Raw genomic sequence first — 23,629 nt, 5'->3', positions numbered from 1 at the left:
TTGAGCGCAGTAGAATGATGTCATCAACAAGCGCATAATCGGCCTAATCCCCCAGAGGGGAACGGAGGACCCAATTTTTTCGGGGCTAATTCCACGGTTTTTGTGGAAGGGATGAGAGTACTCTTTCGCCATCCTGCCCGTCAGCTAACTTCGTCGGCTAAAGCGAGGGAGGTCTAAAGACCACCTTTATTCAGGGGGCTTTTTTTTGTGGCGTATACTGCTGCGAAAGAGAGCAGCTTGATCAAAAAAGCAGGTCTTTTTATTATGCTTATTTTTAAAAAAACAGCTTGGAAGACAGAACGCAAAGAGGGCAGAAGTGCTTGCTGGGCGTTACGTAGACCAATGATGTTTTTTTCAATTGCAAATCAGGAAAATTCTTTTCTTGTTTTCGCGTGGAAAAAATGTCATTGGTTTTTTTCTGCGTAAAAACAGCAAGAAAGAAGAGAAAATACACACTTCAAAACTGGATGGTGAACAACATGGTGTCTTCTGTAAAACGGTTTTTGATCGGGCGGCCGTTAAAATCAACTGAGCTTGGAAAACAAAAATTAAACAAAACAAAAGCACTTGCCATTTTGTCCTCAGATGCCCTTTCGTCTGTTGCGTATGGCCCGGAACAAATACTGCTTGTTTTAATGACTGTTAGTGCAGCTGCTTTTTGGTATTCAGTTCCGATCGCGTTCGGTGTGCTCATTTTATTAACAGCATTGATCCTGTCTTATCGGCAGATTATTTATGCTTATCCGCAAGGCGGCGGGGCCTATGTGGTGTCGAAAACAAACCTGGGAACCAATCCAGGGCTGATAGCCGGGGGATCACTGCTGGTTGATTATATTTTAACGGTTGCTGTTAGTGTTTCGGCTGGTACGGACGCGATTACGTCCGCTTTTCCAGCTCTGCATGAATACAATGTAATGATCGCCGTTATATTCGTTGTGCTGTTAACGCTTCTTAATTTGCGGGGGGTAACAGAATCTGCCTCCGTGCTGGCGTATCCGGTTTATTTGTTTGTCCTTGCTTTGTTTATTTTAATTGGTGTGGGGCTGTTTCGAATCGCAACTGGAGAGGTGCCGCCTGATCTGCATACTCCGGCCGGAACCCCGGTTGCGGGCATCAGCTTGTTTATTTTGCTGCGGGCGTTTGCATCGGGAAGTTCTGCTTTAACGGGAGTTGAAGCAATTTCCAATGCGATTCCGAACTTTAAAAGCCCGGCTCCGGTCAATGCAGCCAGAACGCTGACAGCGATGGGGCTTCTGCTGGCTCTATTGTTTTGGGGCATCGTGTATTTGGCTTATTATTATGGCGTCTCGCCGCTGGCGGAAGTAACGGTCGTTTCGCAGATTGCAGAAGAAACATTTGGCCGCACTTTTATGTATTTCTTTATTCAAGGAACGACGGCTTTAATTTTAATTCTCGCCGCGAATACAGGATATTCGGCATTCCCTTTGCTGGCGGTAAATTTGGCACAGGATAAATTTATTCCGAGAATGTTTACCCTTAGAGGAGATCGGCTTGGCTACTCGAATGGCATTATGATCCTGGGTGCTGCTTCTATCCTTTTAATTATTTTATTTGGCGGGCACACGGAAAACTTGATTCCACTTTATGCGGTCGGTGTGTTTATTCCGTTCACACTTTCACAGACGGGAATGATGGTAAAATGGCTTCGTGAAAAGCCGAAAGGATGGGCCGCGAAATTTGTGATTAATACAACAGGAGCTTTAATCAGCTTTGTTGTCACGATCGTGTTCTTCTTAACAAAGTTTGCGCAGGTTTGGCCGGTACTTGTGTTTCTGCCTATTATTATTTACCTTTTTCACCGGATTAAAATGCATTATGAAGCGGTCGGTGACCAGCTGCGTATTACCACATGTGAGCCTGCTGTGCCGATTGAAGGAAATATTATCATTGTGCCGGTTTCCGGTATTACGCATGTAGTTGAAAACTCTTTAAACTATGCGAAGTCTCTTTCGCCTGAGCGGATTATTGCCGTTTACATTGCGTTTGAAAGAGAAGAAGAGAAGAAATTTGAAGAAAAATGGAATATATGGCAGCCGGATGTACGGCTGGTTACCCTGCATTCGCATTACCGGAGTATTATTCAGCCGCTGACAAAATTCGTGGATACAGTAGAACATAAGGCGCGTGAATCGAATTACCAGGTGACGGTTCTTATTCCGCAGTTTATTACGAAAAAAGGCTGGCATAACTTTCTTCACAATCAATCCAGTCTGCTTATCCGGGCTTTTCTGCTTTACCGCAGAAATGTCGTTGTCACAACAGTGCCGTATCATTTGAAAAAGTAAAAAATGCCGCACAGAGCTGTGCGGCGTTTTTTTAAAGAAGTCTCTCACCAAGCAGGGAAGCAATAAGCGCCACTGCTGCATCGCCTGTTTTATTTTTCTCATCTAAAATAGGGTTGACCTCTACAAATTCTGCTGATGTAATGATGTCCGCTTCTTCAAGCATTTCCATCGCCAGGTGGCTTTCACGGTAGCTGAGCCCGCCTGCTACAGGCGTCCCTACTCCCGGTGCTTCTGTCGGATCAAGCCCATCAAGATCCAATGAAAGATGAACATAATCGGTGCGCTTACGCAGATACTCAATGGTTTCTTTCATAACGGCTGTCATGCCAAGACGGTCTATTTCGTGCATGGTGTACACTTTAATTCCTTTTTCTTTAATCAGTTCGCGCTCACCATGATCCAAATCCCGTGCCCCAATAATCACCACATTCTCCGGCTTTACTTTCGGGGAATAGCCGCCAATATGGGTGAGGGAGCGGTGCCCGATGCCGAGGCTCGCCGCAAGCGGCATTCCGTGAATGTTGCCGGATGGAGAGGTTTCCGATGTGTTTAAATCGCCGTGCGCATCATACCAGATCAAGCCGAGGTTTTGGTGTTTTTTTGCGATGCCTGCAAGCGTTCCGATTGCCACGCTGTGATCACCGCCGAGTACAAGCGGAAAGCGGCCCTGGCTGACCGTTTCTTCCACTTTTTTTGCCAGCGCTTCACTAGCCTCTGCAACCGCTGTTAAATTTTTTAAGTTAGCTGTTTCTTTTGGAATGGCTCGTTCCTGAATTTCCACTTTAATATCGCCTTCATCGTGGACTGTATATCCAAGCATGCGGATCCGCTCTGTCAGTCCCGCATAGCGGATGGCGCTTGGACCCATGTCGACACCCCGGCGTGTTTGCCCTAAATCCATTGGTACCCCTATGATTGACACTTGTTTCTTTTGCATGTAAATGTCCCCTTTGCATCATAAATGCCCTGCTGTTTTATGAAACATACAAAAAATAAAATGGCTCAAGCACGCATCTTTTGGAGTGTTCATACTTGTTTATTCATTTTTTGAAGAGAGGCCGACTTTCTTTAAACGGTATTGAAGGCTTTGCCTGCTTAGGCCCAGCTGTTTAGCGGTCCTGGAAATACTCCATTGGTTCTTGTGCAGGAAATGCTCAATGTAGTATTTTTCAAAAGCATCCAGCTGATCTTTCAAATGAGTGGTTCCTTCTTCGTCGCCATTAAGGAATGAGGCAAGCTTTGATACGGGTGCAGACTGGTCGCTTGTCATTGATTTATGGCGGAAGTGATAAGGGAGATGATCATATTCGATCCATTCCTCGTCTAAAAGCAAATTCATGGATGCTTCGATCACATGCTCAAGCTCCCGCACGTTTCCAGGCCAATGATACGCATTGAGAGCATCCAGTACTTCCGGCTTTACACCGAGTACTTTCATATCAAACAGTGCATTGTATTTCGTGATAAATTGTTCGATTAACAGCGGAATGTCATCCAGGCGCTCGCGAAGCGGAGGAATAAAAATGGTCACTACTCCAAGCCGGTAATATAAGTCTTTGCGCAAGTGATCGTTTGCGATTGCATCGATAGGGTCTTCATTGATCGTGGCGATAATCCGGACGTTAATTGGAATATCTTTCGTGCCGCCGATCCGTCTGACCCTTTTTTCCTGAAGAACACGCAGCAGCTTCGCCTGCAGGTGAATATTCATCGAGTTGATCTCATCAAGAAGAAGCGTGCCGCCTTCTGCCTGCTCGAACAAGCCGGCGCTGTCAATGGCTCCGGTAAAAGCCCCTTTTGTAGTACCAAATAGCAGCCCTTCAATTAAGTTGTCTGGCAGCGCCGCGCAGTTTTGTGAAATAAACGGTGCTGAAGCCCGGGCACTCCCGTTATGGATGCTTTGTGCAAACAGTTCTTTTCCTGTGCCGGTTTCGCCAACGACAAGTACATAGGAAGAAGTACGGGTAGCCCGCTTGGACAGTTCGATCACTTCCTGTATGGCATCGCTCTTGCCGATAATGCTGTCAAATGTAAAGCGTGTATCCTCCTTTCGTGTACTGCTGCGCATGAGGCGTTCAATTTTCGTAACATCCTTAGCCATTTCAACGGCACCGCGGATTTCATCCTTTTCCCGGAACGGAAATGTATGATTAATAGTTGTAATTTCCGTTCCTTTATTATTAAAGTATGTTTGTTTTACATTGACGGTTTCTTCTCCCTGCTGCAGTGCCCGGACGAGCGTACTGTTTTGGTTTTCGGGAAACATAAATACGTCCAGTACATTTTTGTGCAGCACATCCTGCGTGTCCATTGCTTCGATTTCACGCATTTTTCGGTTATAAATAATGGTTTTCCCTTCTTCGTCAATCGCATGAATCCCCACGTCGACTTGATCCATAATATATTCATATAAGGCATTCATAAAATGCAGCTGATCTTCTTTCATCCCGGAGTCCTCCGTTTCAGGTGTGTTGCTCTTATTCACTATAGAGCAAAAAAAATAGACTGAAAAGGCAAATTTTTTCGTTGCATGCAAAATAATTTTGCGTATTGAAAGAGCTTCAAGGAAAAAAAAGCTGATCTTCCGCTTGTTAAAAAAATGGCATGCTTCTTGCATAGTATAAAGCGAGACAGTTATTTTTCTGGAGGGATCATCATGGTAATCGCATACAAGCACGAGCCGTTTACTGATTTTAGTGTGGAAGAAAACAAGCAGGCGTTTCAAGAGGCGCTTGAGTTTGTAAATACAAAGCTCGATGAAGAATACCCGCTTGTCATTAATGGAAATCGGGTACAGACAGAAACGAAAACAGCATCCATCAACCCGGCACGCAAGGAAGAAGTGATCGGAACGGTTTCAATGGCAGGAAAACAAGAAGCCGAGCAGGCGATGCAGGCAGCGCTCACTGCTTTTCAAACGTGGCAGTATACAGATCCGTCAGCACGCGCTCAGATTTTATTCCGCGCAGCTGCGATTATCCGGCGCAGAAAGCATGAATTTTCGGCATGGCTTGTAAAAGAAGCAGGAAAGCCGTGGAAAGAAGCAGATGCAGATACAGCGGAAGCGATTGATTTTCTGGAGTACTATGCACGCCAAATGAACGAGCTGAAAAAGGGATCACCCGTTCAAAGCCGGCCGGGTGAGCACAACGAGTTCGGTTACATTCCACTTGGGGTCGGCATTGTGATTTCACCGTTTAATTTTCCGCTGGCCATCATGGCCGGCACAACAGTTGCAGCCATTGTAACGGGCAACACTGTTCTGTTAAAACCGGCAGAAACCACACCGGTTATTGCGGCAAAATTTGTAGAGGTCATGGAGGAAGCAGGTCTTCCGCCGGGCGTTCTGAATTATATCCCGGGCAGCGGTGCCGAAATTGGTGACTTTTTAACGGAGCATCCGAAAACACGCTTTGTTTCGTTTACCGGCTCTCGTGCCGTTGGCTGCCGTATTTACGAACGGGCATCAAAAGTGCAGGAAGGACAAATTTGGCTGAAGCGGGTCATTGCAGAAATGGGCGGCAAAGATACGATGCTTGTTGACAGCAGCGCCGATTTGGATCTTGCTGCAACATCTATTGTTTATTCAGCTTTTGGATTTTCCGGCCAAAAGTGTTCCGCCGGATCGCGCGCGGTCATCCACGAAGATGTATATGATAAAGTGCTCGAAAAAGCAGCGGCCTTAACGAAAACCTTAACGCTGGGCAGTCCGGAATCTGCTGATACGTATATGGGCCCGGTGATTGACGAACGGGCATTCCAAAAAATTATGAACTACATTGAAATTGGCAAAGGAGAAGGCCGGCTTGTAACCGGAGGAAACGGAAATGACGAAACCGGCTACTTTATTGAGCCGACAATCATTGCCGATGTAGGGGAACGGGACCGCCTCATGCAGGAAGAAATTTTTGGCCCGGTCGTCGCATTTTGCAAGGCAAGAGATTTCGATCACATGCTGGAGATTGCGAACAACACAGATTACGGCTTAACCGGAGCGCTTATCTCCAACAATCGTGAACATATTGACAGAGCCCGCAAAGAATTCCACGTCGGAAACCTTTACTTTAACCGCGGCTGCACAGGGGCCATTGTCGGCTACCAGCCATTTGGCGGCTTTAACATGTCAGGAACCGATTCAAAAGCAGGAAGCCCGGATTATTTGATTCTTCACATGCAGGGAAAAACGATTTCAGAATTTTTTTAAACTCAAAAAGGGGGAGAAGAAAATGACATCTGCAACAAACTCATCGAAAAAAATCATTGAACAAACGGAGCAATTTGGGGCGCATAACTATCATCCGCTGCCAATCGTTGTGTCGGAAGCAGAAGGGGTATGGGTAAAAGATCCGGAAGGCAACCGTTACATGGATATGCTGAGCGCCTATTCCGCTGTTAACCAGGGGCATCGTCATCCGAAAATTATTCAGGCACTAAAAGACCAGGCAGACCGGGTTACACTTACTTCACGTGCTTTTCACAATGACCAGCTTGGTCCGTGGTATGAAAAAATTTGTGAATTAACGGGTAAAAATATGGCCCTGCCAATGAATACTGGAGCGGAAGCGGTAGAAACAGCAGTGAAAGCAGCACGCCGCTGGGCATATGACGTAAAAGGTGTGGCAGAAAACCAGGCTGAAATCATCGCCTGTGTCGGCAATTTTCACGGGCGGACAATGACGGCTGTATCGCTTTCTTCGGAAGCAGAATATAAACGCGGTTTTGGACCGATGCTGCCCGGAATCAAGCTGATCCCATATGGCGATATTGACGCGCTTGAAGCAGCCATTACACCGAACACAGCCGCCTTTTTAATTGAACCGATTCAAGGTGAAGCCGGGATTGTCATTCCACCGGAAGGCTTCTTAAAAGCAGCTTCAACGCTTTGTAAAGAACAAAACGTGCTGTTTATTGCGGATGAAATTCAAGCCGGCCTTGCCCGCAGTGGTAAATTGTTTGCCTGCCAGTGGGAAGATGTTGTTCCAGACATGCTGATTCTTGGAAAAGCACTGGGCGGCGGAGTATTCCCGATTTCCTGCGTTGTGGCAGACAAAGATGTATTAGGGGTGTTTAACCCTGGATCGCATGGTTCTACGTTTGGAGGCAACCCGCTTGCGTGTGCAGTGTCGCTCGCTTCACTCCAAGTGATTGAGGAGGAAAAGCTTGTAGAGCGTTCATTGGAACTTGGTACGTACTTTAAGGAGAAGCTATCAGCGATTACACATCCGGCAATTAAAGAAGTGCGTGGACGCGGATTGTTTATCGGCGTTGAGCTGACAGAGCCAGCTCGTCCATACTGCGAGCGTTTAAAACAGGAAGGTCTTTTATGCAAGGAAACACATGAAACGGTGATCCGTTTTGCTCCGCCGTTGATTATCTCTAAAGAAGATCTTGATTGGGCCATCGAAAAAATTCAAAAGATTTTTGCTTAAAAAGAAGCCGGCGGATGAATCCGCCGGCTTCTTATTTGCTTCCGGACAATAAATTTTTCTGCCATATGCAAAATTTATTGTCTATTTTTATTTTTTCGAAGGCCGATCCCTTTGGAATAGCGGCCGCTGTTTTTGGCATAATCCTTGCATTCTTTTTCATAAGATCAAACAGAAAGGTGGCTACGATGCCCATGCTGAAAAACGAAATAAAAGGAAAGCCGCCTGTTCAAAAATCAGCAGCGATTCCAAATGAAGAAAAGCAAAAACAAGTAAGCAGCTTGTTTCAATCTACCCAAACGATTATAAAAAAAGCACTCGATACACTTGGATACCCTGAAAGTGTCTTCGAATTATTAAAGGAGCCTATGCGGGTGCTGACAGTTCGGATTCCAGTCCGAATGGATGATGGGCATGTAAAGGTGTTTACCGGCTTTCGCTCCCAGCACAGTGACGCAGTCGGCCCGACCAAAGGCGGCGTCCGGTTTCATCCGAATGTGACGGAAGAAGAAGTAAAAGCGCTGTCGATTTGGATGACACTCAAATGCGGGATTGCCAGTCTTCCTTACGGCGGTGGAAAAGGCGGCATTATTTGCGATCCGCAGCGAATGTCAGCTGGTGAGCTTGAACGGCTTAGCCGCGGCTATGTACGCGCAATCAGCCAGATTGTCGGGCCGACCAAAGATATCCCGGCTCCAGATGTGTATACAAACGCGCAAATTATGGCCTGGATGATGGATGAGTACAGCCATATACGGGAATTTGATTCTCCTGGCTTTATTACCGGAAAACCAATTGTACTTGGCGGATCTCACGGCCGGGAAACGGCAACTGCACAGGGAGTCGTCATGTGCTTAAGAGAAGCGGTCAGAAAAAAAGGAATGAAAATTGAAGGCGCCCGTATTGTCATTCAAGGATTCGGCAATGCCGGCAGCTTCCTGGCCAAGTTTTTGCATGATGAAGGCGCTCGTATTATCGGTATCTCGGATGTGCTTGGCGGTATTTATGATCTAAATGGGCTTGATATTCCGTACTTGCTGGACCGCCGCGACAGCTTCGGCATGGTGACAAACCTGTTCGAAGACACGATCTCGAACCAGGAACTGCTGGAGCTTGACAGTGATATTTTAATTCCAGCTGCCATTTCCAACCAAATCACGGAAGAAAACGCAGAGCGCATCAAGGCAGGAATTATTGTAGAAGCAGCGAACGGCCCAACAACGATTGGAGCAACGAAACAATTAACCGAGCGCGGCGTTTTGCTTGTTCCGGACATTTTGGCAAGCTCAGGTGGTGTAACGGTTTCTTATTTTGAATGGGTGCAAAATAATGGAGGCTATTACTGGTCAGAAGAAGAGGTTATGCAAGAGTTGCAAAAGAGAATGGTCGATTCGTTTAACCTCATTTATGAAACGGCGCAAATACATGGGGTTGATATGCGGCTTGCTGCTTACATTGTCGGCATTAAACGTGCGGCGGAAGCGGCGACATTCAGAGGATGGGTGTAAGTAAAGAGTCTGGCAGTCTTTCTTCCATGAAAATTGAAAAAAGTAAAAGAATGTCCCAAAATGAAGGGACATTCTTTTATTTGGAAAGGGATTGATCGGTATGAAAAAGCGTCTATGGGATTCACCAGAAAAACTTCGTGCCCTGCTGGATGAGCTTGTCAGCTGGAAAAGCATCACCCTGTCTGAGGATGAGCGGCAGTTTCCAATGAAGCTGCAATCGAAGCTGCTCGGACTTCATTATTTTCAGCAGCATCCTGAGCACCTGTCCCTTCATCCAGCCGATTTGCGGCGGAAGTTTTTAACGGCGCTTTACAAACATCCAAAAGCTGTGCGCACCATTTGCTTGATCAGCCATTTTGATACTGTCAGTACAGAAGAATATGGCGAGCTGGAGCCGCTGGCGACGCAGCCGGAAGAATTGACCGCCTACTGGCTGGAGCGGCCGAATGATCTGCCGCCGGACGTGCTGGCTGATTTGCAATCAGGTGAGTACTTATTCGGACGCGGGACGATGGATATGAAAATGGGGCTGGCTTTGCATATGCAGCTTATTGAGAAAGCAAGTGTGGAACAATGGCCCGTCAATCTGCTGCTGTTAACCGTGCCGGATGAAGAAGTAAACTCAGCTGGAATGCGCGCCGCTGTGCCGAAGCTGTTGGAACTTCAAGAGGAATTTGATCTTGAATATGAGCTATTTTTAAATAGTGAGCCCGTTTTTTCTCAGGAGCCGGGTGATAGGACGCGTAAGGTCTATACGGGTACGATTGGCAAAATTATGCCGGGTGCCCTTTTTTATGGACGTGAAACACATGCGGGCGAGCCATTTAACGGATTAACGTCCCCTTACATCGCGTCATTTTTAACACGAAAAATGGAATGGAACCCCCTGTTTCAAGAAACGGAGCTTGGTGAAACAACGCCGCTTCCCGTCACCCTGCAGCAAAAAGATCTTCGTCTTGAATATTCAACGCAGACACCATACCGTTCATCTGCTCTTTACAACGTATTTTTAATGAAGCAGACAGCACAACACATAATAGAAAGATTTGAACAAATTGCTAAAGAAGCAGCCGGAGAATGTAATGCTGCCTATGAACAAATCTGCCAAATGCACGGTGTGAAGCCAGTAGGGAACGTCCGTGTCATTCGCTTCGAGGAGCTGCTGCGCTACTCAATCGATAAACTGGGAGAAGAAGCAATAGAAGAAATCAAAGCGGATGTGTACACTCGGGAAGAATGGGACGATCGGGAAAAGTCATTTCGGATCGCGGATAAACTGATTATCCAGTCACAGGAGCTGGCACCAGCCATTATTCTGCTGTTTGCGCCTCCTTTTTATCCCGCTGTTCATTCCTCCGGTGAGGCGCTCGTAGAAGAAGCCGTCGAGTTTCTAACAACATTGGCCCAAAAAGAGTTTGGGCTGCCGATTGAACGGGTCCATTACTTTAACGGCATTTGTGATTTAAGTTATGTAAATGGAAACGGTGAGGGAGAAGGCTGGCAGGCGTTTGAAAAAAATACACCTGTATGGCAGGACGGCTATTCCATTCCATTTGCCGATATGGCTAAGCTCAAAGCGCCGGTTTTAAACATCGGGCCGTTCGGCAAAGATGCCCACAAACGGACAGAACGGTTTCATATGAAACATGCTTTTGAGCAGCTTCCGATTCTTTTAGAAAAATGGATTAAACACAGAAAGCCTTGAACCTATTCAAGGCTTTTTTCTTTGAAAGTCTGGACAGGGCAGGCAATTTTATGATAACTTTTAATTGAAACTGATTATCAATTGCAACCGTCCAATATAGATGATATAGGAAAAACGTAAACGAGGTGGAAGAAATGAGCAAGCTGCGTGCGGAACGAGTAAACATTGGCTATGGGGATGCGACAATCGTCGAGGATTTAACCGTCGATATTCCAGCGGGAAAAGTAACAACGATTATTGGGCCAAACGGCTGCGGGAAGTCCACATTGCTCAAAACAATGGCACGTCTTTTAAATCAAAACAGCGGTTCGGTGTACTTAAATGGTGCGGACATTCACCGTCTTTCCACAAAAGAAATCGCCAAGCAAATGGCTATTTTGCCGCAAACACCGGAAGCCCCAGCTGGACTGACTGTCTACGAGCTGATTTCATACGGCCGCTTCCCGCATCAAAAAGGCTTTGGCACACTAAACGCACACGATAAAGAAGTGATCCAGTGGGCGATGGATGTAACCGGTACGGCGGACTTCCGTGACCGGGAAATTGACGCGCTTTCAGGCGGACAGCGCCAGCGTGTCTGGATCGCGATGGCACTGGCACAGGAAACGGATTTGATTTTACTCGATGAACCAACGACTTACTTAGACTTGGCCCACCAGCTGGAAGTGCTGGAGCTTTTACAGGAATTAAATGAACGGGAAGGCCGGACCATTGTGATGGTGCTCCATGATTTAAACCACGCGGCACGCTTCGCCGATTACCTCGTCGCGATGAGAAAAGGCAGTATCATATGCGAGGGAACGCCAGAAACGGTTATGACAAAAGAAAATCTGCGTTCTGTTTTTCAAATCGATGCGGAAATTGTCCGCGATCCTCGTTCCGGCAAGCCGGTTTGTTTAACCTATGACCTAGTAAAAGCACCAGAACTTGCGCTGGCAGGAAGCCGATAAAGGAATCCAATAAAGCAGGTGACTGTGTGATTAAGTATTTTTTTTCGTATTACCGCCCATATAAAAAACTGTTTTTCTTAGACTTTTTTTGTGCGGTATTTGCGGGTCTGTTAGAGCTCGCATTTCCACTGGTTGTGAATTATTTTATTGATACCCTTCTGCCCGGAGGAAACTGGAATTTAATTGTAGCCGCAAGTATTGGCTTGCTGCTTATTTATATTATAAATGCCGGTCTTCAGTACGTGGTTACATACTGGGGGCATATGCTCGGCATTAATATCGAAACAGATATGCGCAGCAAACTGTTTGCCCATGTGCAAAAGCTGTCATTCCGTTTTTTTGATAACACAAAAACAGGCCATCTTATTTCACGGATGACAAGTGATTTAATGGAGATTGGTGAAATGGCGCATCATGGGCCGGAAGATTTGTTTATTGCACTGATGACGCTGACCGGGGCGTTTGGCATTATGCTGACAATCAACTGGAAGCTGGCTGTGTTAACATTTATTATCGTGCCGGCTGTGCTGTGGCTCGCTGTTTTCTTCAATAAAAAAATGACCAGGGCTTTTCACCAGCTCTTTGGTGATATTGCTGATTTCAATGCCCGTATTGAAGACAGCATGGGCGGCATTCGTGTCGTGCAGGCTTTTGCGAACGAAACACATGAAAAGAAGCAATTTGAAGAAAACAATGGAAGATTCCGGATGACAAAGCTCGTTTCCTATAAAATTATGGCGCAGAATATGTCGATCAGCTACATGCTTATGCGCATAATTACACTGTTTGTACTTATTTGCGGAACGTATTTTGTGATGCAGGGTGAGCTTACCTACGGTGAATTTGTCGGATTTATTCTCCTATCTAATATTTTCTTCCGTCCGATTGAAAAAATTAACGCCATTATTGAAAGCTATCCGAAAGGAATTGCTGGTTTTAAACGCTATGTGGAATTGCTCCAGACGGCTCCCGATGTAGCGGATGCACCAGGTGCCATAGACGTAGACGCAGTGCATGGCGACATCAGCTACCATAACGTGACGTTCGGGTACGAAGGGAAAAAGCCGGTTCTCCAAAAGATCAGCTTGTCGATTAAAGCCGGAGAAACAGTGGCGTTTGTCGGTCCGTCCGGTGCTGGTAAAACGACTATGTGCAGCTTGCTGCCGCGTTTTTATGATGCGCAGGAAGGATTTATTTCAATTGATGGGCTCGACACGAGAAAAATGTCACTTGCGTCGCTGCGTCGTCAAATTGGGATCGTGCAGCAGGATGTATTCCTGTTTTCTGGCACGATTCGTGAAAATATCTTATATGGCGATCTTGGTGCGTCTGAAGAAGCTATCCTGTCCGCTTTAAAACGGGCGCGTCTTGATGAATTTGTTTCTTCTTTGCCAGATGGACTCGATACGGTCATTGGCGAACGCGGCGTAAAGCTGTCGGGCGGCCAAAAGCAGCGTCTTGCCATTGCGCGGATTTTCCTGAAAAACCCGCCGATTTTAATATTGGATGAAGCAACGTCTGCTCTTGACACGGAAACAGAGCTTGCCATTCAGCAGGCGCTCTCGGAGCTGTCTGTCGGGCGGACAACGCTTGTGATTGCCCATCGGCTTGCTACAATCAAGCATGCCGACCGGATTATTGTCGTTACGCCATCAGGCATTGAAGAACAAGGCAGCCATTATGAGCTGCTCGAGCAAAACGGCCATTATCGGCGTTTGCATGAAGCGCAGTTCGGCCACGTATAAGCTTATTAAAACCTTTCACTGCTTGGAGCAGTGAAAGGTTTTTTGTTTAAATGAGAGCAGTGAAGCGAAAAAATGGCTCAATTAAAAAAGGAGCATTATAATGGCTCTAACGATAAAGATAGGAGCTGAGTGAAAAATGGTGAAGCAAGTGATCTTGAATGATACGCCGATTCAGGTGGAGAATTTTCACGAAGAAACGGTTGTAAATAAAAAGACGGGTGCAAAAGTGCCAAAAATCAGCTTTCAATTTCCCGTCACAAGCGAAGAGTATCATGATATAACAGTTCTTTTATATGAAAATAATTTTCAAGTGAAGGTGCCCGAAAAAGGAATGGAGTTTCCGGCCATGATTCATACGTATTCTACCTCGGTGACGAATTTATATGAAGCGGGCGCAACAGGGACATTCAGTCTGGAACTGATCGGCCGATGATAACGGAAAAGCAGCTCGTCGGTGAAAAAGCGGCAGAGTTTGTAGAAGACGGCATGATCATTGGTCTCGGAACAGGCAGTACAGTACGGTATACCATTGAGAAAATAGGCGGGCTCGTTCAACAGGGTTTGTCCATTCAAGGCGTGGCTACGTCGATTCGAACGGAACAATTAGCGAAAGAATGTGGAATTCCGCTTCTCAGCCTGGAGGAAGTGGACGAGCTCGATCTGGCTATCGATGGCGCTGACGAAGCCGATCCTGCTTTTCATTTAATCAAAGGTGGAGGAGGAGCGCTTCTGCGGGAAAAAATCATTGCCTCTTCCGCACGGAGATTTGTAATAGTGGCGGATCCTTCTAAAATGGTTGAACAACTCGGGCGGTTTCCTCTTCCGGTTGAGGTGGAGACATTCGGATACAAGATGACAGAGAAAAAAATACGTTCTTTAGGAGGGGCATCTGCATTACGGGTAAAAGAAGGAAAGCCGTATATCACCGATAATGGGCATTATATTTTTGACTGCGATTTTGGTCTTATTGCGTCGCCTGAAGAATTGGAGCGGGAATTGAATCTCATCCCTGGTATTGTAGAAAACGGATTGTTTATCGACATGGCGGATACGATCATTACTGTAAATGAAAAACAGGAGATACAGGTTAAAAAACGAACAAAACAGGAGTGATAGGATGTATTCAGTAAGCGGCATTCAAGTGTTGGCAGAGGGCAGCTTAAAAGAGAAACGAATTGAGCCGGAAGAACATAACGAAACGTATTGCCAGGCGGTCAGCTTTAAAGATCGAGAAGGTGAGCATGTCGGTGACTTGGATATTTATTTTGTGGTAAAAGGCTTTGGAAAAGAAGAGGGCAGCGAAGAAATCGATGTTCATTTTACAGTTCCATTTTTCAGTGCCTATGGCCCCGAAGGCGAGCGGTTTATGGAGGAAGCAGAAGCCATGCAGTTTATTTTTGTTCATTTTGCCAGTGAAGTTCAAGATGTTGTCGATGAAGTACTCGATACGTTATATGAACGATATGAAAACGAAGAAAAAGACCGCTTTTAAATTAAAAGCGGTCTTTGTTTTGCGGTGGTAAAGGGTTTCCCGCTTGTTTGACAAGGATTTTAAGTGTAACTAAAATAAGAACAAATGGTGGTGAAAAAAATGATCAACAGCCGTCTCGCAGTCGCAATTCATATTATGATTCTCATTGCATCCAATCCCCGTGAAACGGTTTCATCGGAATGGATGGCAGGAAGCGTCAATACAAACCCCGTTGTGGTTCGGCGGATTATGGGCATGCTTCGCAAAGCCGGTCTTTTGACCTCACGTGCCGGTAAAACAGGCGCAGCTCTGACGAAGGACCCGGCTGACATTACCCTTCTGGATATTTTTCGAGCCGTTGAGCCGAAAGAAGAATTGTTTGCCATCCATGAAAAACCGAACCCGGAGTGTGCGGTCGGAAAAAATATTCAGTCGGCACTCGACGTCACGTTTGGGCGGGCTCAGGCTGCGATGGAGCAGGAATTAAGCAGCCAGACTCTTAAAGATGTTTTGAACCATCTCTTATAACAGGGGTGGTTTTCTTTTTGAGAAAAAGTAAAAAAGTTTCTAAAAGTAATTGACGTTTTCAAAAAAAGTTGATATGATTATCTCGAATTCAAGATAAATAATCAAAACGTTAGTGGAATATATCGGACTTTTTTAACTGTATATCTCGAATTCAAGATAATAAAAGAGGAGGAAGAAAGAATGTTAGATGCAGGATTGTTAATTATTCGTTTAGTCATTGGGCTTGCGTTTGTCGGACACGGCGCGCAAAAACTATTTGGCTCATTTGGAGGCTACGGCTTAAAAGGAACGGGAGGCTGGTTTGACTCCATCGGCATGAAGCCTGGTTACGCGATGGCGCTGATCGCAGGGCTTTCAGAATTCGTCGGCGGTGCCCTGTTTGCGCTCGGTTTGCTCACACCGCTTGCTGGTGTATTAATTGCTTTGACAATGGTTGTTGCGATTGTAAAAGTACATGGTCCAAACGGTTTTTGGAGCACACAAAACGGCTATGAGTACAATTTAGTGCTGCTGGCTGTTGCCATCGGTATTGCCCTAACAGGCCCAGGACGCTATGCGCTGGACGCGCTGCTTGGTTAAAAAAACAAAATAGGAAGAGGGCAGCAGGGATGGGTCCCATTACAGCTGAGGTAAAAGCTGCCGCTTCCTCAATGCAAAAAACGAATATAAAGGAAAGGCCGTCTGTTCAACAAGGCGGTCTTTTTGTTTTTGAAGTGGTAAAATGAACCAAAGCGCGATACGATAAAAGCAGGTCTTTGATTAAAAGGAGGAAGGAAAAATGGCAGACGAACAAAAACAGCAGTTGTTCAAAGATGCAATGGGCAATTACCCGACCGGTGTCACGGTTATGACAACGGTGGATTCAAATGGAGAACCGGCTGGCCTGACTGTGAATTCATTCGCTTCTGTATCACTTGATCCCCTTTTGATTTTATGGTCGATTGACCACAAAGCTGCAACCCTGCCAGCGTTTATGGAAAACGGCACATTCGCCGTGCACATTTTAGCGGGCAATCAAAAAGACATTTGCATGACGTTTGCGACCAAAGGAGCCGACCGCTTCAGCGCATGTAAATGGAACTTTTCACCTGAACACCATTTGCCGGTTATCGAAGGCGCCTTTGCTGTTTTTCAATGCCAAACTGTTCAAACGGTGGAGGCGGGCGATCATACGATTTTGATTGGAGAAGTAGATACCATTCAAATTGATGCGGAAAAAGACCCTATGCTGTATCATCGCCGCCATTTTGCTTCGATTCCAGCCACTTTTTACGCTTCAAAGTAGTTTTTTTAGATAGAAAGGGAAAGCATAGGTGGATTTATTCACCTGTGCTTTTTATTTGTATAAATCTAATTTTGTAGGAATGAAAATAGGATACACTCATATATTTACTTTTGTGTTTCATTTTTCATTTTGAGGAGGAAAAGCATTGGTTATGAACGGATCAAGGGTAAGGTGGGCAGCGGCAGTTCTGGCAATTTTGTCTCTGGCAGTAGCATTCATGTTTTGTTCAGCCTTAAGTGCATCTGCAACAATCAATTATGGAGAAGAAGCAGCGGCTGTGGCCAAAAGATATGTAGGAAGCCCGTACAAGCACGGTGGAACAACGCCAAAAGGATTCGATGCAAGCGGGTTTACACAGTATGTTTATAAAAACGCCACAACGAAAATGACGATTCCGCGCACAAGCGTTGACCAATATAAAATCGGAACGTCGGTGAGCCGAAGCCAGCTTAAACCTGGTGATTTAGTTTTTTATGCAACCGGCACAAAAGGAAAGGTATCATTTGCTGCCATCTATTATAAAGACGGCACTTTTATTGGCGCTACCTCCAAAGGAGTAAAGGTAGTGAAAATGAGCGATACGTATTGGAAGGAACGGTATATAGGCGCTAAAAGAATTGTCAAATAACAAGCAGTATAAACAAATAGAATATCGGCCTTGTATTAAGAAAAGCTGCGGAAGCTTGGCCTGATATCAGCTTATGATTCTGGCAGCCGGAGAAGAGCTGTGAATAAAACCGGACTGTCTGCTGGCAGTCCGGTTTAGTTACTTTTGGGTATTTGAAAGCCTGTACAGTTCACGGGCGAGTGATTCAAGAATATACACAACCGGTACCTGCGTTGTAATATTGGAGTGTGCAAACCGCTCCTCTGAAACATAGTAGGAAAGGTTAATATCAGACATTTTGGCAATGGTGCAATGTTTGTTATTTGTAATGCTGATAATGGTGCTGCCCGCCTCACGCATTTGGTGGGTATGACGGATGGTATAGTCGTTTTCACCGGATACAGACAGAACAATCGTCGTACTGTTTTGAAGAAAGTTTGTATGAATCGGGTAGTGCGGGTCTTTTATGTAAAGGGACAGCTTGCCAAGGCTCGAAAAGTAGCGGGCGCCGTACTCAGCTAAAATTCCTGAGCTGCCGATTCCAATAAAGATAATGCTGTCGGAAAGAGACATTGCGAGGGCTGCTTCAAGCATTTGCTCTTCAATCGGTCCATTTAGCGACCGTTCAAAAAAATCTGTGACAGAATGGTGCATGCTTTTAGGCTCAAATGGTTCCTGTTCTTTTAAATAAAGCTTTAACCGAACTTTAAATTCTGTAAAACCATCACAGCCTGCTTTTCGGCAAAAACGCAGAATGGTCGCTGTTGAGACATGTGTTTCCGCTGCCAGCTCCCGAATACGCATATAAATGACTTTATTCCCATTTTTAGATACATATTGATAGACGGCGGTTTCAAGCTCATTAAACGATGAAATCATTTCATTTGTAAACAAGTGAAGCCCCCCTTACGAACAAAAAGCCGCTTCGGTCGACCGAAGCGGCTTTTGATTAATCTTCGCCGATAATTTTTACTTCTGTTTCAAGTTCTACACCAAATTTTTCGCGTACACGATCCTGCGCGTAACGGATTAAGTTTAAATAGTCCGTAGAAGAAGCGCCGTCCACGTTTACAATAAAGCCGGCATGCTTTTTAGAAATTTCCGCGCCTCCGATCCGGGTTCCCTGCAAGCCGCTGTCTTGAATCAGCTTGCCAGCGAAATAACCGGCCGGGCGCTTAAATACACTTCCGCAGGACGGATATTCAAGCGGCTGTTTTGATTCGCGGAGCGCAGTAAAAGTGTCCATCGCTTCTTTAATTTCCTCAAAACGGCCTGGTTTTAATTCAAACACCGCTTCTAGAATAATGTAGTCCTTTTCTGTGAAAATGCTTTTGCGGTAGCCGAAGTGAAAATCATCTTTCCCAAGCGTGATCAAGTCACCGTCATAAGAAAGAACCGTTGCTTTTCTCAGCACCGTTGACGTCTCGCCTCCATAAGCGCCGGCATTCATGACAAGAGCCCCGCCTACAGAACCCGGAATGCCGCAGGCGAACTCAAGGCCCGTTAGATGATGATCGAGTGCTGTACGGGAAACATCAATAATTTTTGCCCCGCTTCCTGCGGTAATCGTTGTGCCGTCCACATGAATTTGGTCAAAGTATTCAAGGGCAATGACGATGCCGCGCAAGCCTTTATCCCGGACAAGCACGTTTGATCCGTTTCCTAGAATCGTCAGTGGAAGTGCGTGTTCTTTTGCGTAATGTATAACGGTTTGTAGATCGTCTATATGTTTAGGCTTAATGAAAACATCGGCTACCCCGCCTGTTTTCGTGTATGTGTGCTTATACAATGGAAACAGTGGATACACAGACTGCTCATCCACTTTCTTCTTTAAGTCGTTTGCAATTTGCAGCGCATCGATAGCTGCTCACCTTCCTTTTCTCATAATCCTCTCTATTATAAAGGATATGAGGGAATTCGTTAATGATCTTTCACGATTTGAGAAATGTTCCCCATTTTTCAGGGTATTGTATGTAAGTATAGACAAATGGGTGCCTGCCTTAAACGGTTGAAGAGGAGGAGATCGACACAATGACAAAAACAAAAAGCGCTGCTTTTGTTCAGCAGCATTTGGCGAATGAACGCACTTATTTGGCATGGATAAGAACGGCCATTGCCATTATAGGAATTGGGTTTTTAATCAGCAACCTTCATTTTAGTTTTTTGTCCCGGCATTCGACACGTGCCGATCTCTTGGCAGACATAGTCGGATTTGCTGCTATTCTATCAGGACTGCTCGTCATTGCTTTTTCTACACGTAGTTATTTTATTAAAGCCAAAGCGATAGACAACGAAATGTTTAAGCCTGAAAAAGCGAGTATTTTGCTCCTGACAGGGATCATTGTCACTTTAATTTTGCTGTTCGGAGTGTATATATCATTTGCTTTTTCTTAAAAGAACTGCTGCTCCCCAGTTCTTTTTTTATGAGGTTTTGAAGGAAAAATAAGGATTAATTATTACAAAAAGATCGAAATTTGTAATTTTAACGTAAAACATCGTAATGTTTATTTTTGCTAGAATAAGATTTATGAGGAATTAGATAGATAAAAAAGAATGGGAAATTAGGAGGTACATAGTGAACAGCTGCAAGAAAGCAATTTTTTCATTTTTAGCGGTCATCTTGTTTTTTAGCGTGTCCTCATTGGCATCTGTTAAAGCAGAAGCCGCGTCCATTGGTGAATCAGTTGTTGCTTTTGGGAAAACGTTCATGGGTGTAGAGTACGTGTTTGGCGGCACAACGCCAAAAGGATTCGACTGCTCCGGTTTCGTTCAATATATTTATAAACATGCTGCTGATATTTCTTTGCCGCGCACAACAGGTGAACAGTACAAGGTGGGCACAGCAGTAGCCAAAAGCGATCTTCAGGTTGGCGATCTTGTTTTTTATGCTAACACATATAAAAAAGGCATCTCTCATGTTGGGGTGTATGCAGGCAACAATCAAGTATTGAATGCCACATCAAGCAAAGGCATCGCGCTTGTTCCACTAGATGGTGATCCATACTGGTCTCCAAAGTATGCAGGCGCTAAACGTGTGATTGAAGAAGAACAAGCACCAAAATGGTTTACAGATATAGAAAAAACAGATCTTGCGTACAATGCGGTTAAATCATTGACGGAACAGGGAGTTATTAATGGATTTACGGCTGATACATTCGCGCCAGACGAAAAAATAACGCGTGGACAAGCCGCAGCCATTATCAACCGTGTACGTGGCTTGAAACCAGAAAAAATGAGCTACTTTACAGATGTGCCGAAAACAAACCGTTTTGCTGTAGATATAGCAGCGGTTCATGAAGCGGGAATTATGAATGGCTATGGAGATAAAACATTCGGCTTAGAAGAAGAAATGACAAGAAACGAAATGGCATCTTTGATCCAGCGTGCTTTTAACTTAAAAGTGTCCGAAACGGCGGCAGCAAATGTGGTGTATACAGACATTAAGGCGGGCCACTGGGCATACGAAGGCATCGTTTCTATGACTTCTATTGATAAAACCGGCTTTTTTAAAGGCGACAAGTTCTATGGAACACACGATGCAACACGTGAAGCATTTACAGTAGCCATCTATAATGCGATGAACGCAAAATAAAAAGCACTGCCCAAACGGGCAGTGCTTTTTATTTTGTATCTGAATGAAGTTCATTAAGCATGTTTTCTATTTGCTGCAGGGAAGGCAGAGAAGAGATGGCTCCTTTGCCGGTGGTCGTAATGGCTCCGGCTGCATTGGCAAAACGGACGATTTCTTCTCCACGCTGCTCAAGAAGAGAGGAGACGTTTTCTAAATTGGCACCAGCCTGAAGCAGCTGAAATAAAAAGCCGCCAATAAAAGCATCCCCGGCACCAGTCGTATCCTGTACCTGTACAGCAAAGCTGGCTGCTTGGAATTCTTTTCCGTTTACAAACAGTGAGGCACCTGCTGCACCGCGTGTATACACCACCGCTTTTACATCTCCTGTAAACAGGGAAGCAATAGCCGCTTTTTCTTCTGAAATACCTGTAATAAATTCAAGCTCTTCATCCGAAATTTTGATCAGATGCGCTTTGGGTATGAATGCTAAAATGGTTTCGCGGCACGCATTCGGATCCTCCCAAAGCGGAAGCCGCACATTGGGATCAAAGCTGATGAAAGCACCGCGCTGTTTAGCCCGGTCGATTGCTTTAATATGCGCATGCTTCATTGGACTTTCAACTAAATCGACGGAACAAAAGTGCAGAATGTCACCGGAGTGAAACAAGGATTCGTCCACTTCGTCTGCTGTCATCAGCAAATCTGCACAAGGCTTCCGGTAAAAGGAAAAGTCCCGTTCACCATCTTCACGGAGGGAAACGAACGCAAGAGCCGTATTGGCTTCACTCGTGCGGATAATATGCTTGGTTTCCACTCCTGCTTCAACCAGCTTCTCCAATAAAAAATCACCGAATGCATCGGAGCCAAGCTTCGTTAGCATGGCGGAGTGCCCGCCGAGTTTTGAAACGGCAGCGGCCACATTGGCCGGGGCTCCGCCGGGTGCGCGTTCAAAGGATACGACATCTTTAAGAGCCAGCCCTTTTTGCTGTGGGATAAAATCAATTAATACTTCTCCAATCGAAAATAATGTACTCATTTTACTCTCCTATCGTCCATTTTACCGCCTGGCATGACGCGCGGCCGCCTTTTGCAAAAAAGCGGAGGCCTGCCGATTCCCTGCTTGGAAAAATACGGCTTGTAAAAACTTCGGCTCCATCGTTTACAAAGAGCTCAAGGGAAGAGGAATCCACAAATAAACGAAACGTCACTTTGTCCCCCGCTAACGAGCAGCTGCGCACAGTTCCATATGGCGAATCTGTAAGCGCACCAGAATATGTTCTATCCAAATGGACCTTTTGCTTGAGGGCGTCGTACGTAATAACGGTTTTTTCTTCTTCGCTTACGCGAATTTCAATTCCGCATGAATCTGCATCCTCCAGCTCAAACGAACAAATCATTTCAAAAGCTGTACCGCTGAAGCTGTCAAAAGTCTGTACTTCATCACAAAGATCAGCTGAAGCTTCCATTTGAACACCGCGCAGGCGCTCAAGCTCCCGGACTGGTCTTTGCATAAGCCGCCCGTTTTCAATGGCGATTTCCCGGGGCAGGGTCAGGCAGTGCGCCCAGCCATGTGAATCCGTTGGATAAGACATTTCAGGAAGTCCCATCCAGCCGACTAAAATACGCCGTCCGTCCGGCGCTTCCATTGTTTGCGGTGCATAAAAATCAAAGCCGCGGTCCAGCTCAGCGAATACGCTATGATCTATGCTTTGTGTTTCAACATCAAGATTCCCGAGAACATAGCCGGATTGATAAATATTATGATAGCAATCGCCTTTCGGCGCAATGCCCTGCGGTGAAAAAACAAGGACACCTTGTCCATCAATTGTAAAGTAATCGGGGCATTCCCACATATAACCGAAGTGGGGAAGAGCAGTTTTAATTTCGCCTTCGAATGTCCATGTTTCCATATCCGGGGAGCTGTAGAGCACGACGCAGCCCGTCAGGTTTGTCCGCTGGGCACCGATAATGGCATAAAAAAGCCCATTTTCTTTCCATACTTTTGGATCGCGGAAATGATCGGTATAGCCGGGAGGCACTTCATGAATCACTGGTTTTTTCTTTTTTTGAATAATGCCCTGCTTGTCCATAATGGCAATATTCTGCTTTGGATGCCGTACCCATTGCTCATCACGTGTATTGCCGGTATACATTAAGTACAATTGGTCATTGTGCACGATACCGCTGCCAGAGTAAGCACCGTGACTGTCAAGGTCACTATCTGGCCGAATCGCGATACCGGCATTTTCCCAATGAACGAGATCTTTTGATTTTGTATGATACCAATATTTAATGCCGTGAACAGGACCAAGCGGGAACCACTGGTAAAATAAATGATATTCACCATTATAAAAAGAAAAGCCGTTTGGATCATTTAACAATCCTGTTTCGGGCTGAATATGATAAGTTTGCCGCCACGGGGAACCATCCACCTGCTTTTTTAAGGCAGCCAACTCTGATTTAGATATGTCTTCAAGTCGTGTATAACGCTGTTCTGTTGTCCATTGCAATCTGATCACCTCATACT

23 protein-coding genes and 1 riboswitch are annotated in these 23,629 nt (G+C 45.4%); of the genes, 17 read left to right on the top strand and 6 right to left on the bottom strand.

The genetic code is table 11. The features are described 5' to 3' along the window. The first annotated feature begins 30 nt into the window (after positions 1 to 30). Positions 31 to 174, top strand: a riboswitch (cyclic di-AMP (ydaO/yuaA leader). A 33-nt stretch (positions 175 to 207) separates the two neighbouring features. After that, on the top strand, positions 208 to 426 hold the full coding sequence (locus RIN81_RS13340; protein ID WP_309090944.1) for a hypothetical protein: 219 nt from the start codon (positions 208 to 210) through the stop codon (positions 424 to 426). A gap of 53 nt (positions 427 to 479) precedes the next feature. Beyond that, positions 480 to 2,306, top strand: a complete 1,827-nt coding sequence (locus RIN81_RS13335; protein ID WP_309090942.1) for an APC family permease — start codon at positions 480 to 482, stop codon at positions 2,304 to 2,306. Positions 2,307 to 2,337: 31 nt separating this feature from the next. On the opposite strand, the gene rocF is transcribed toward RIN81_RS13335, so the two are convergent. Next, positions 2,338 to 3,243, bottom strand: coding sequence for an arginase (gene rocF / locus RIN81_RS13330; protein WP_309090939.1), 906 nt, complete (start codon positions 3,241 to 3,243; stop codon positions 2,338 to 2,340). A 99-nt stretch (positions 3,244 to 3,342) separates the two neighbouring features. After that, positions 3,343 to 4,752 carry a sigma-54 interaction domain-containing protein gene (locus RIN81_RS13325; RefSeq protein WP_309090937.1) on the bottom strand — a complete coding sequence of 470 codons (1,410 nt, stop codon included), beginning with the start codon at positions 4,750 to 4,752 and terminating at the stop codon, positions 3,343 to 3,345. Positions 4,753 to 4,962: 210 nt separating this feature from the next. Here RIN81_RS13325 and pruA point away from each other — a divergent pair, with 210 nt between their 5' ends. The 13 genes from pruA (at position 4,963) to RIN81_RS13260 (ending at position 17,552) form a co-directional block, all read left to right on the top strand. Further along, positions 4,963 to 6,510, top strand: a complete 1,548-nt coding sequence (gene pruA / locus RIN81_RS13320) for an L-glutamate gamma-semialdehyde dehydrogenase (RefSeq protein WP_309090935.1) — start codon at positions 4,963 to 4,965, stop codon at positions 6,508 to 6,510. A gap of 22 nt (positions 6,511 to 6,532) precedes the next feature. After that, positions 6,533 to 7,735: an ornithine--oxo-acid transaminase gene (locus RIN81_RS13315; RefSeq protein ID WP_309090933.1), complete on the top strand. Its 1,203-nt coding sequence runs from the start codon at positions 6,533 to 6,535 to the stop codon at positions 7,733 to 7,735. A 185-nt stretch (positions 7,736 to 7,920) separates the two neighbouring features. Next, a complete protein-coding gene (locus tag RIN81_RS13310) occupies positions 7,921 to 9,240 on the top strand; it encodes a Glu/Leu/Phe/Val family dehydrogenase (protein WP_375164548.1) in 1,320 nt (439 codons plus the stop codon). Positions 9,241 to 9,340: 100 nt separating this feature from the next. Beyond that, the gene (locus tag RIN81_RS13305; protein ID WP_309090931.1) at positions 9,341 to 10,945 is read left to right on the top strand and encodes a M20/M25/M40 family metallo-hydrolase; all 1,605 of its coding nucleotides are present in this window, start codon (positions 9,341 to 9,343) and stop codon (positions 10,943 to 10,945) included. Between the two features lie 134 nt (positions 10,946 to 11,079). Further along, the gene (locus RIN81_RS13300; protein WP_309090929.1) at positions 11,080 to 11,895 is read left to right on the top strand and encodes an ABC transporter ATP-binding protein; all 816 of its coding nucleotides are present in this window, start codon (positions 11,080 to 11,082) and stop codon (positions 11,893 to 11,895) included. Positions 11,896 to 11,921: 26 nt separating this feature from the next. After that, positions 11,922 to 13,640, top strand: a complete 1,719-nt coding sequence (locus RIN81_RS13295) for an ABC transporter ATP-binding protein (RefSeq protein ID WP_309090927.1) — start codon at positions 11,922 to 11,924, stop codon at positions 13,638 to 13,640. 136 nt (positions 13,641 to 13,776) lie between these two features. Continuing rightward, the gene (locus RIN81_RS13290) at positions 13,777 to 14,073 is read left to right on the top strand and encodes a DUF3219 family protein (RefSeq protein ID WP_309090925.1); all 297 of its coding nucleotides are present in this window, start codon (positions 13,777 to 13,779) and stop codon (positions 14,071 to 14,073) included. Next, positions 14,073 to 14,753, top strand: a complete 681-nt coding sequence (gene rpiA, locus RIN81_RS13285; protein ID WP_309091063.1) for a ribose-5-phosphate isomerase RpiA — start codon at positions 14,073 to 14,075, stop codon at positions 14,751 to 14,753. Before RIN81_RS13290 ends, rpiA begins: the two co-directional genes overlap by 1 nt. A gap of 4 nt (positions 14,754 to 14,757) precedes the next feature. Further along, positions 14,758 to 15,132: a hypothetical protein gene (locus RIN81_RS13280; RefSeq protein WP_309090921.1), complete on the top strand. Its 375-nt coding sequence runs from the start codon at positions 14,758 to 14,760 to the stop codon at positions 15,130 to 15,132. Between the two features lie 99 nt (positions 15,133 to 15,231). Next, positions 15,232 to 15,639 (top strand): Rrf2 family transcriptional regulator, encoded by a 408-nt coding sequence (locus tag RIN81_RS13275; RefSeq protein ID WP_309090919.1) that lies wholly within the window; start codon positions 15,232 to 15,234, stop codon positions 15,637 to 15,639. 180 nt (positions 15,640 to 15,819) lie between these two features. Next, positions 15,820 to 16,218 carry a DoxX family protein gene (locus RIN81_RS13270; RefSeq protein WP_251273737.1) on the top strand — a complete coding sequence of 133 codons (399 nt, stop codon included), beginning with the start codon at positions 15,820 to 15,822 and terminating at the stop codon, positions 16,216 to 16,218. Between the two features lie 199 nt (positions 16,219 to 16,417). Then, entirely contained in the window at positions 16,418 to 16,924 is a 507-nt protein-coding gene (locus tag RIN81_RS13265; protein WP_309090916.1) for a flavin reductase family protein, read from the top strand. 151 nt (positions 16,925 to 17,075) lie between these two features. After that, complete coding sequence (locus RIN81_RS13260) at positions 17,076 to 17,552, top strand: C40 family peptidase (protein ID WP_309090915.1); 477 nt, start codon at positions 17,076 to 17,078, stop codon at positions 17,550 to 17,552. A 138-nt stretch (positions 17,553 to 17,690) separates the two neighbouring features. Here RIN81_RS13260 and RIN81_RS13255 read toward each other — a convergent pair whose 3' ends face one another. Together RIN81_RS13255 and murB are read right to left on the bottom strand one after the other, a co-directional pair. Then, positions 17,691 to 18,425: a MurR/RpiR family transcriptional regulator gene (locus RIN81_RS13255; RefSeq protein WP_242234755.1), complete on the bottom strand. Its 735-nt coding sequence runs from the start codon at positions 18,423 to 18,425 to the stop codon at positions 17,691 to 17,693. 55 nt (positions 18,426 to 18,480) lie between these two features. Then, positions 18,481 to 19,377 carry a UDP-N-acetylmuramate dehydrogenase gene (murB, locus tag RIN81_RS13250; protein WP_375164554.1) on the bottom strand — a complete coding sequence of 299 codons (897 nt, stop codon included), beginning with the start codon at positions 19,375 to 19,377 and terminating at the stop codon, positions 18,481 to 18,483. A gap of 185 nt (positions 19,378 to 19,562) precedes the next feature. Here murB and RIN81_RS13245 point away from each other — a divergent pair, with 185 nt between their 5' ends. Both RIN81_RS13245 and RIN81_RS13240 read left to right on the top strand, forming a co-directional pair. Beyond that, entirely contained in the window at positions 19,563 to 19,925 is a 363-nt protein-coding gene (locus tag RIN81_RS13245; protein ID WP_309090910.1) for a YidH family protein, read from the top strand. A gap of 181 nt (positions 19,926 to 20,106) precedes the next feature. Continuing rightward, positions 20,107 to 21,123 carry a C40 family peptidase gene (locus RIN81_RS13240; RefSeq protein WP_309090908.1) on the top strand — a complete coding sequence of 339 codons (1,017 nt, stop codon included), beginning with the start codon at positions 20,107 to 20,109 and terminating at the stop codon, positions 21,121 to 21,123. Between the two features lie 28 nt (positions 21,124 to 21,151). Here RIN81_RS13240 and RIN81_RS13235 read toward each other — a convergent pair whose 3' ends face one another. Both RIN81_RS13235 and RIN81_RS13230 read right to left on the bottom strand, forming a co-directional pair. Next, positions 21,152 to 22,138: a carbohydrate kinase family protein gene (locus RIN81_RS13235; protein WP_309090906.1), complete on the bottom strand. Its 987-nt coding sequence runs from the start codon at positions 22,136 to 22,138 to the stop codon at positions 21,152 to 21,154. A 1-nt stretch (position 22,139) separates the two neighbouring features. Then, entirely contained in the window at positions 22,140 to 23,612 is a 1,473-nt protein-coding gene (locus tag RIN81_RS13230) for a glycoside hydrolase family 32 protein (protein ID WP_309090904.1), read from the bottom strand. Positions 23,613 to 23,629 lie beyond the last annotated feature (17 nt).

The sequence above is a fragment of the Domibacillus sp. genome (assembly GCF_031181085.1).
Taxonomy (GTDB): domain Bacteria; phylum Bacillota; class Bacilli; order Bacillales; family Domibacillaceae; genus Domibacillus.
This window is presented reverse-complemented; position numbering and strand designations above follow the sequence as displayed.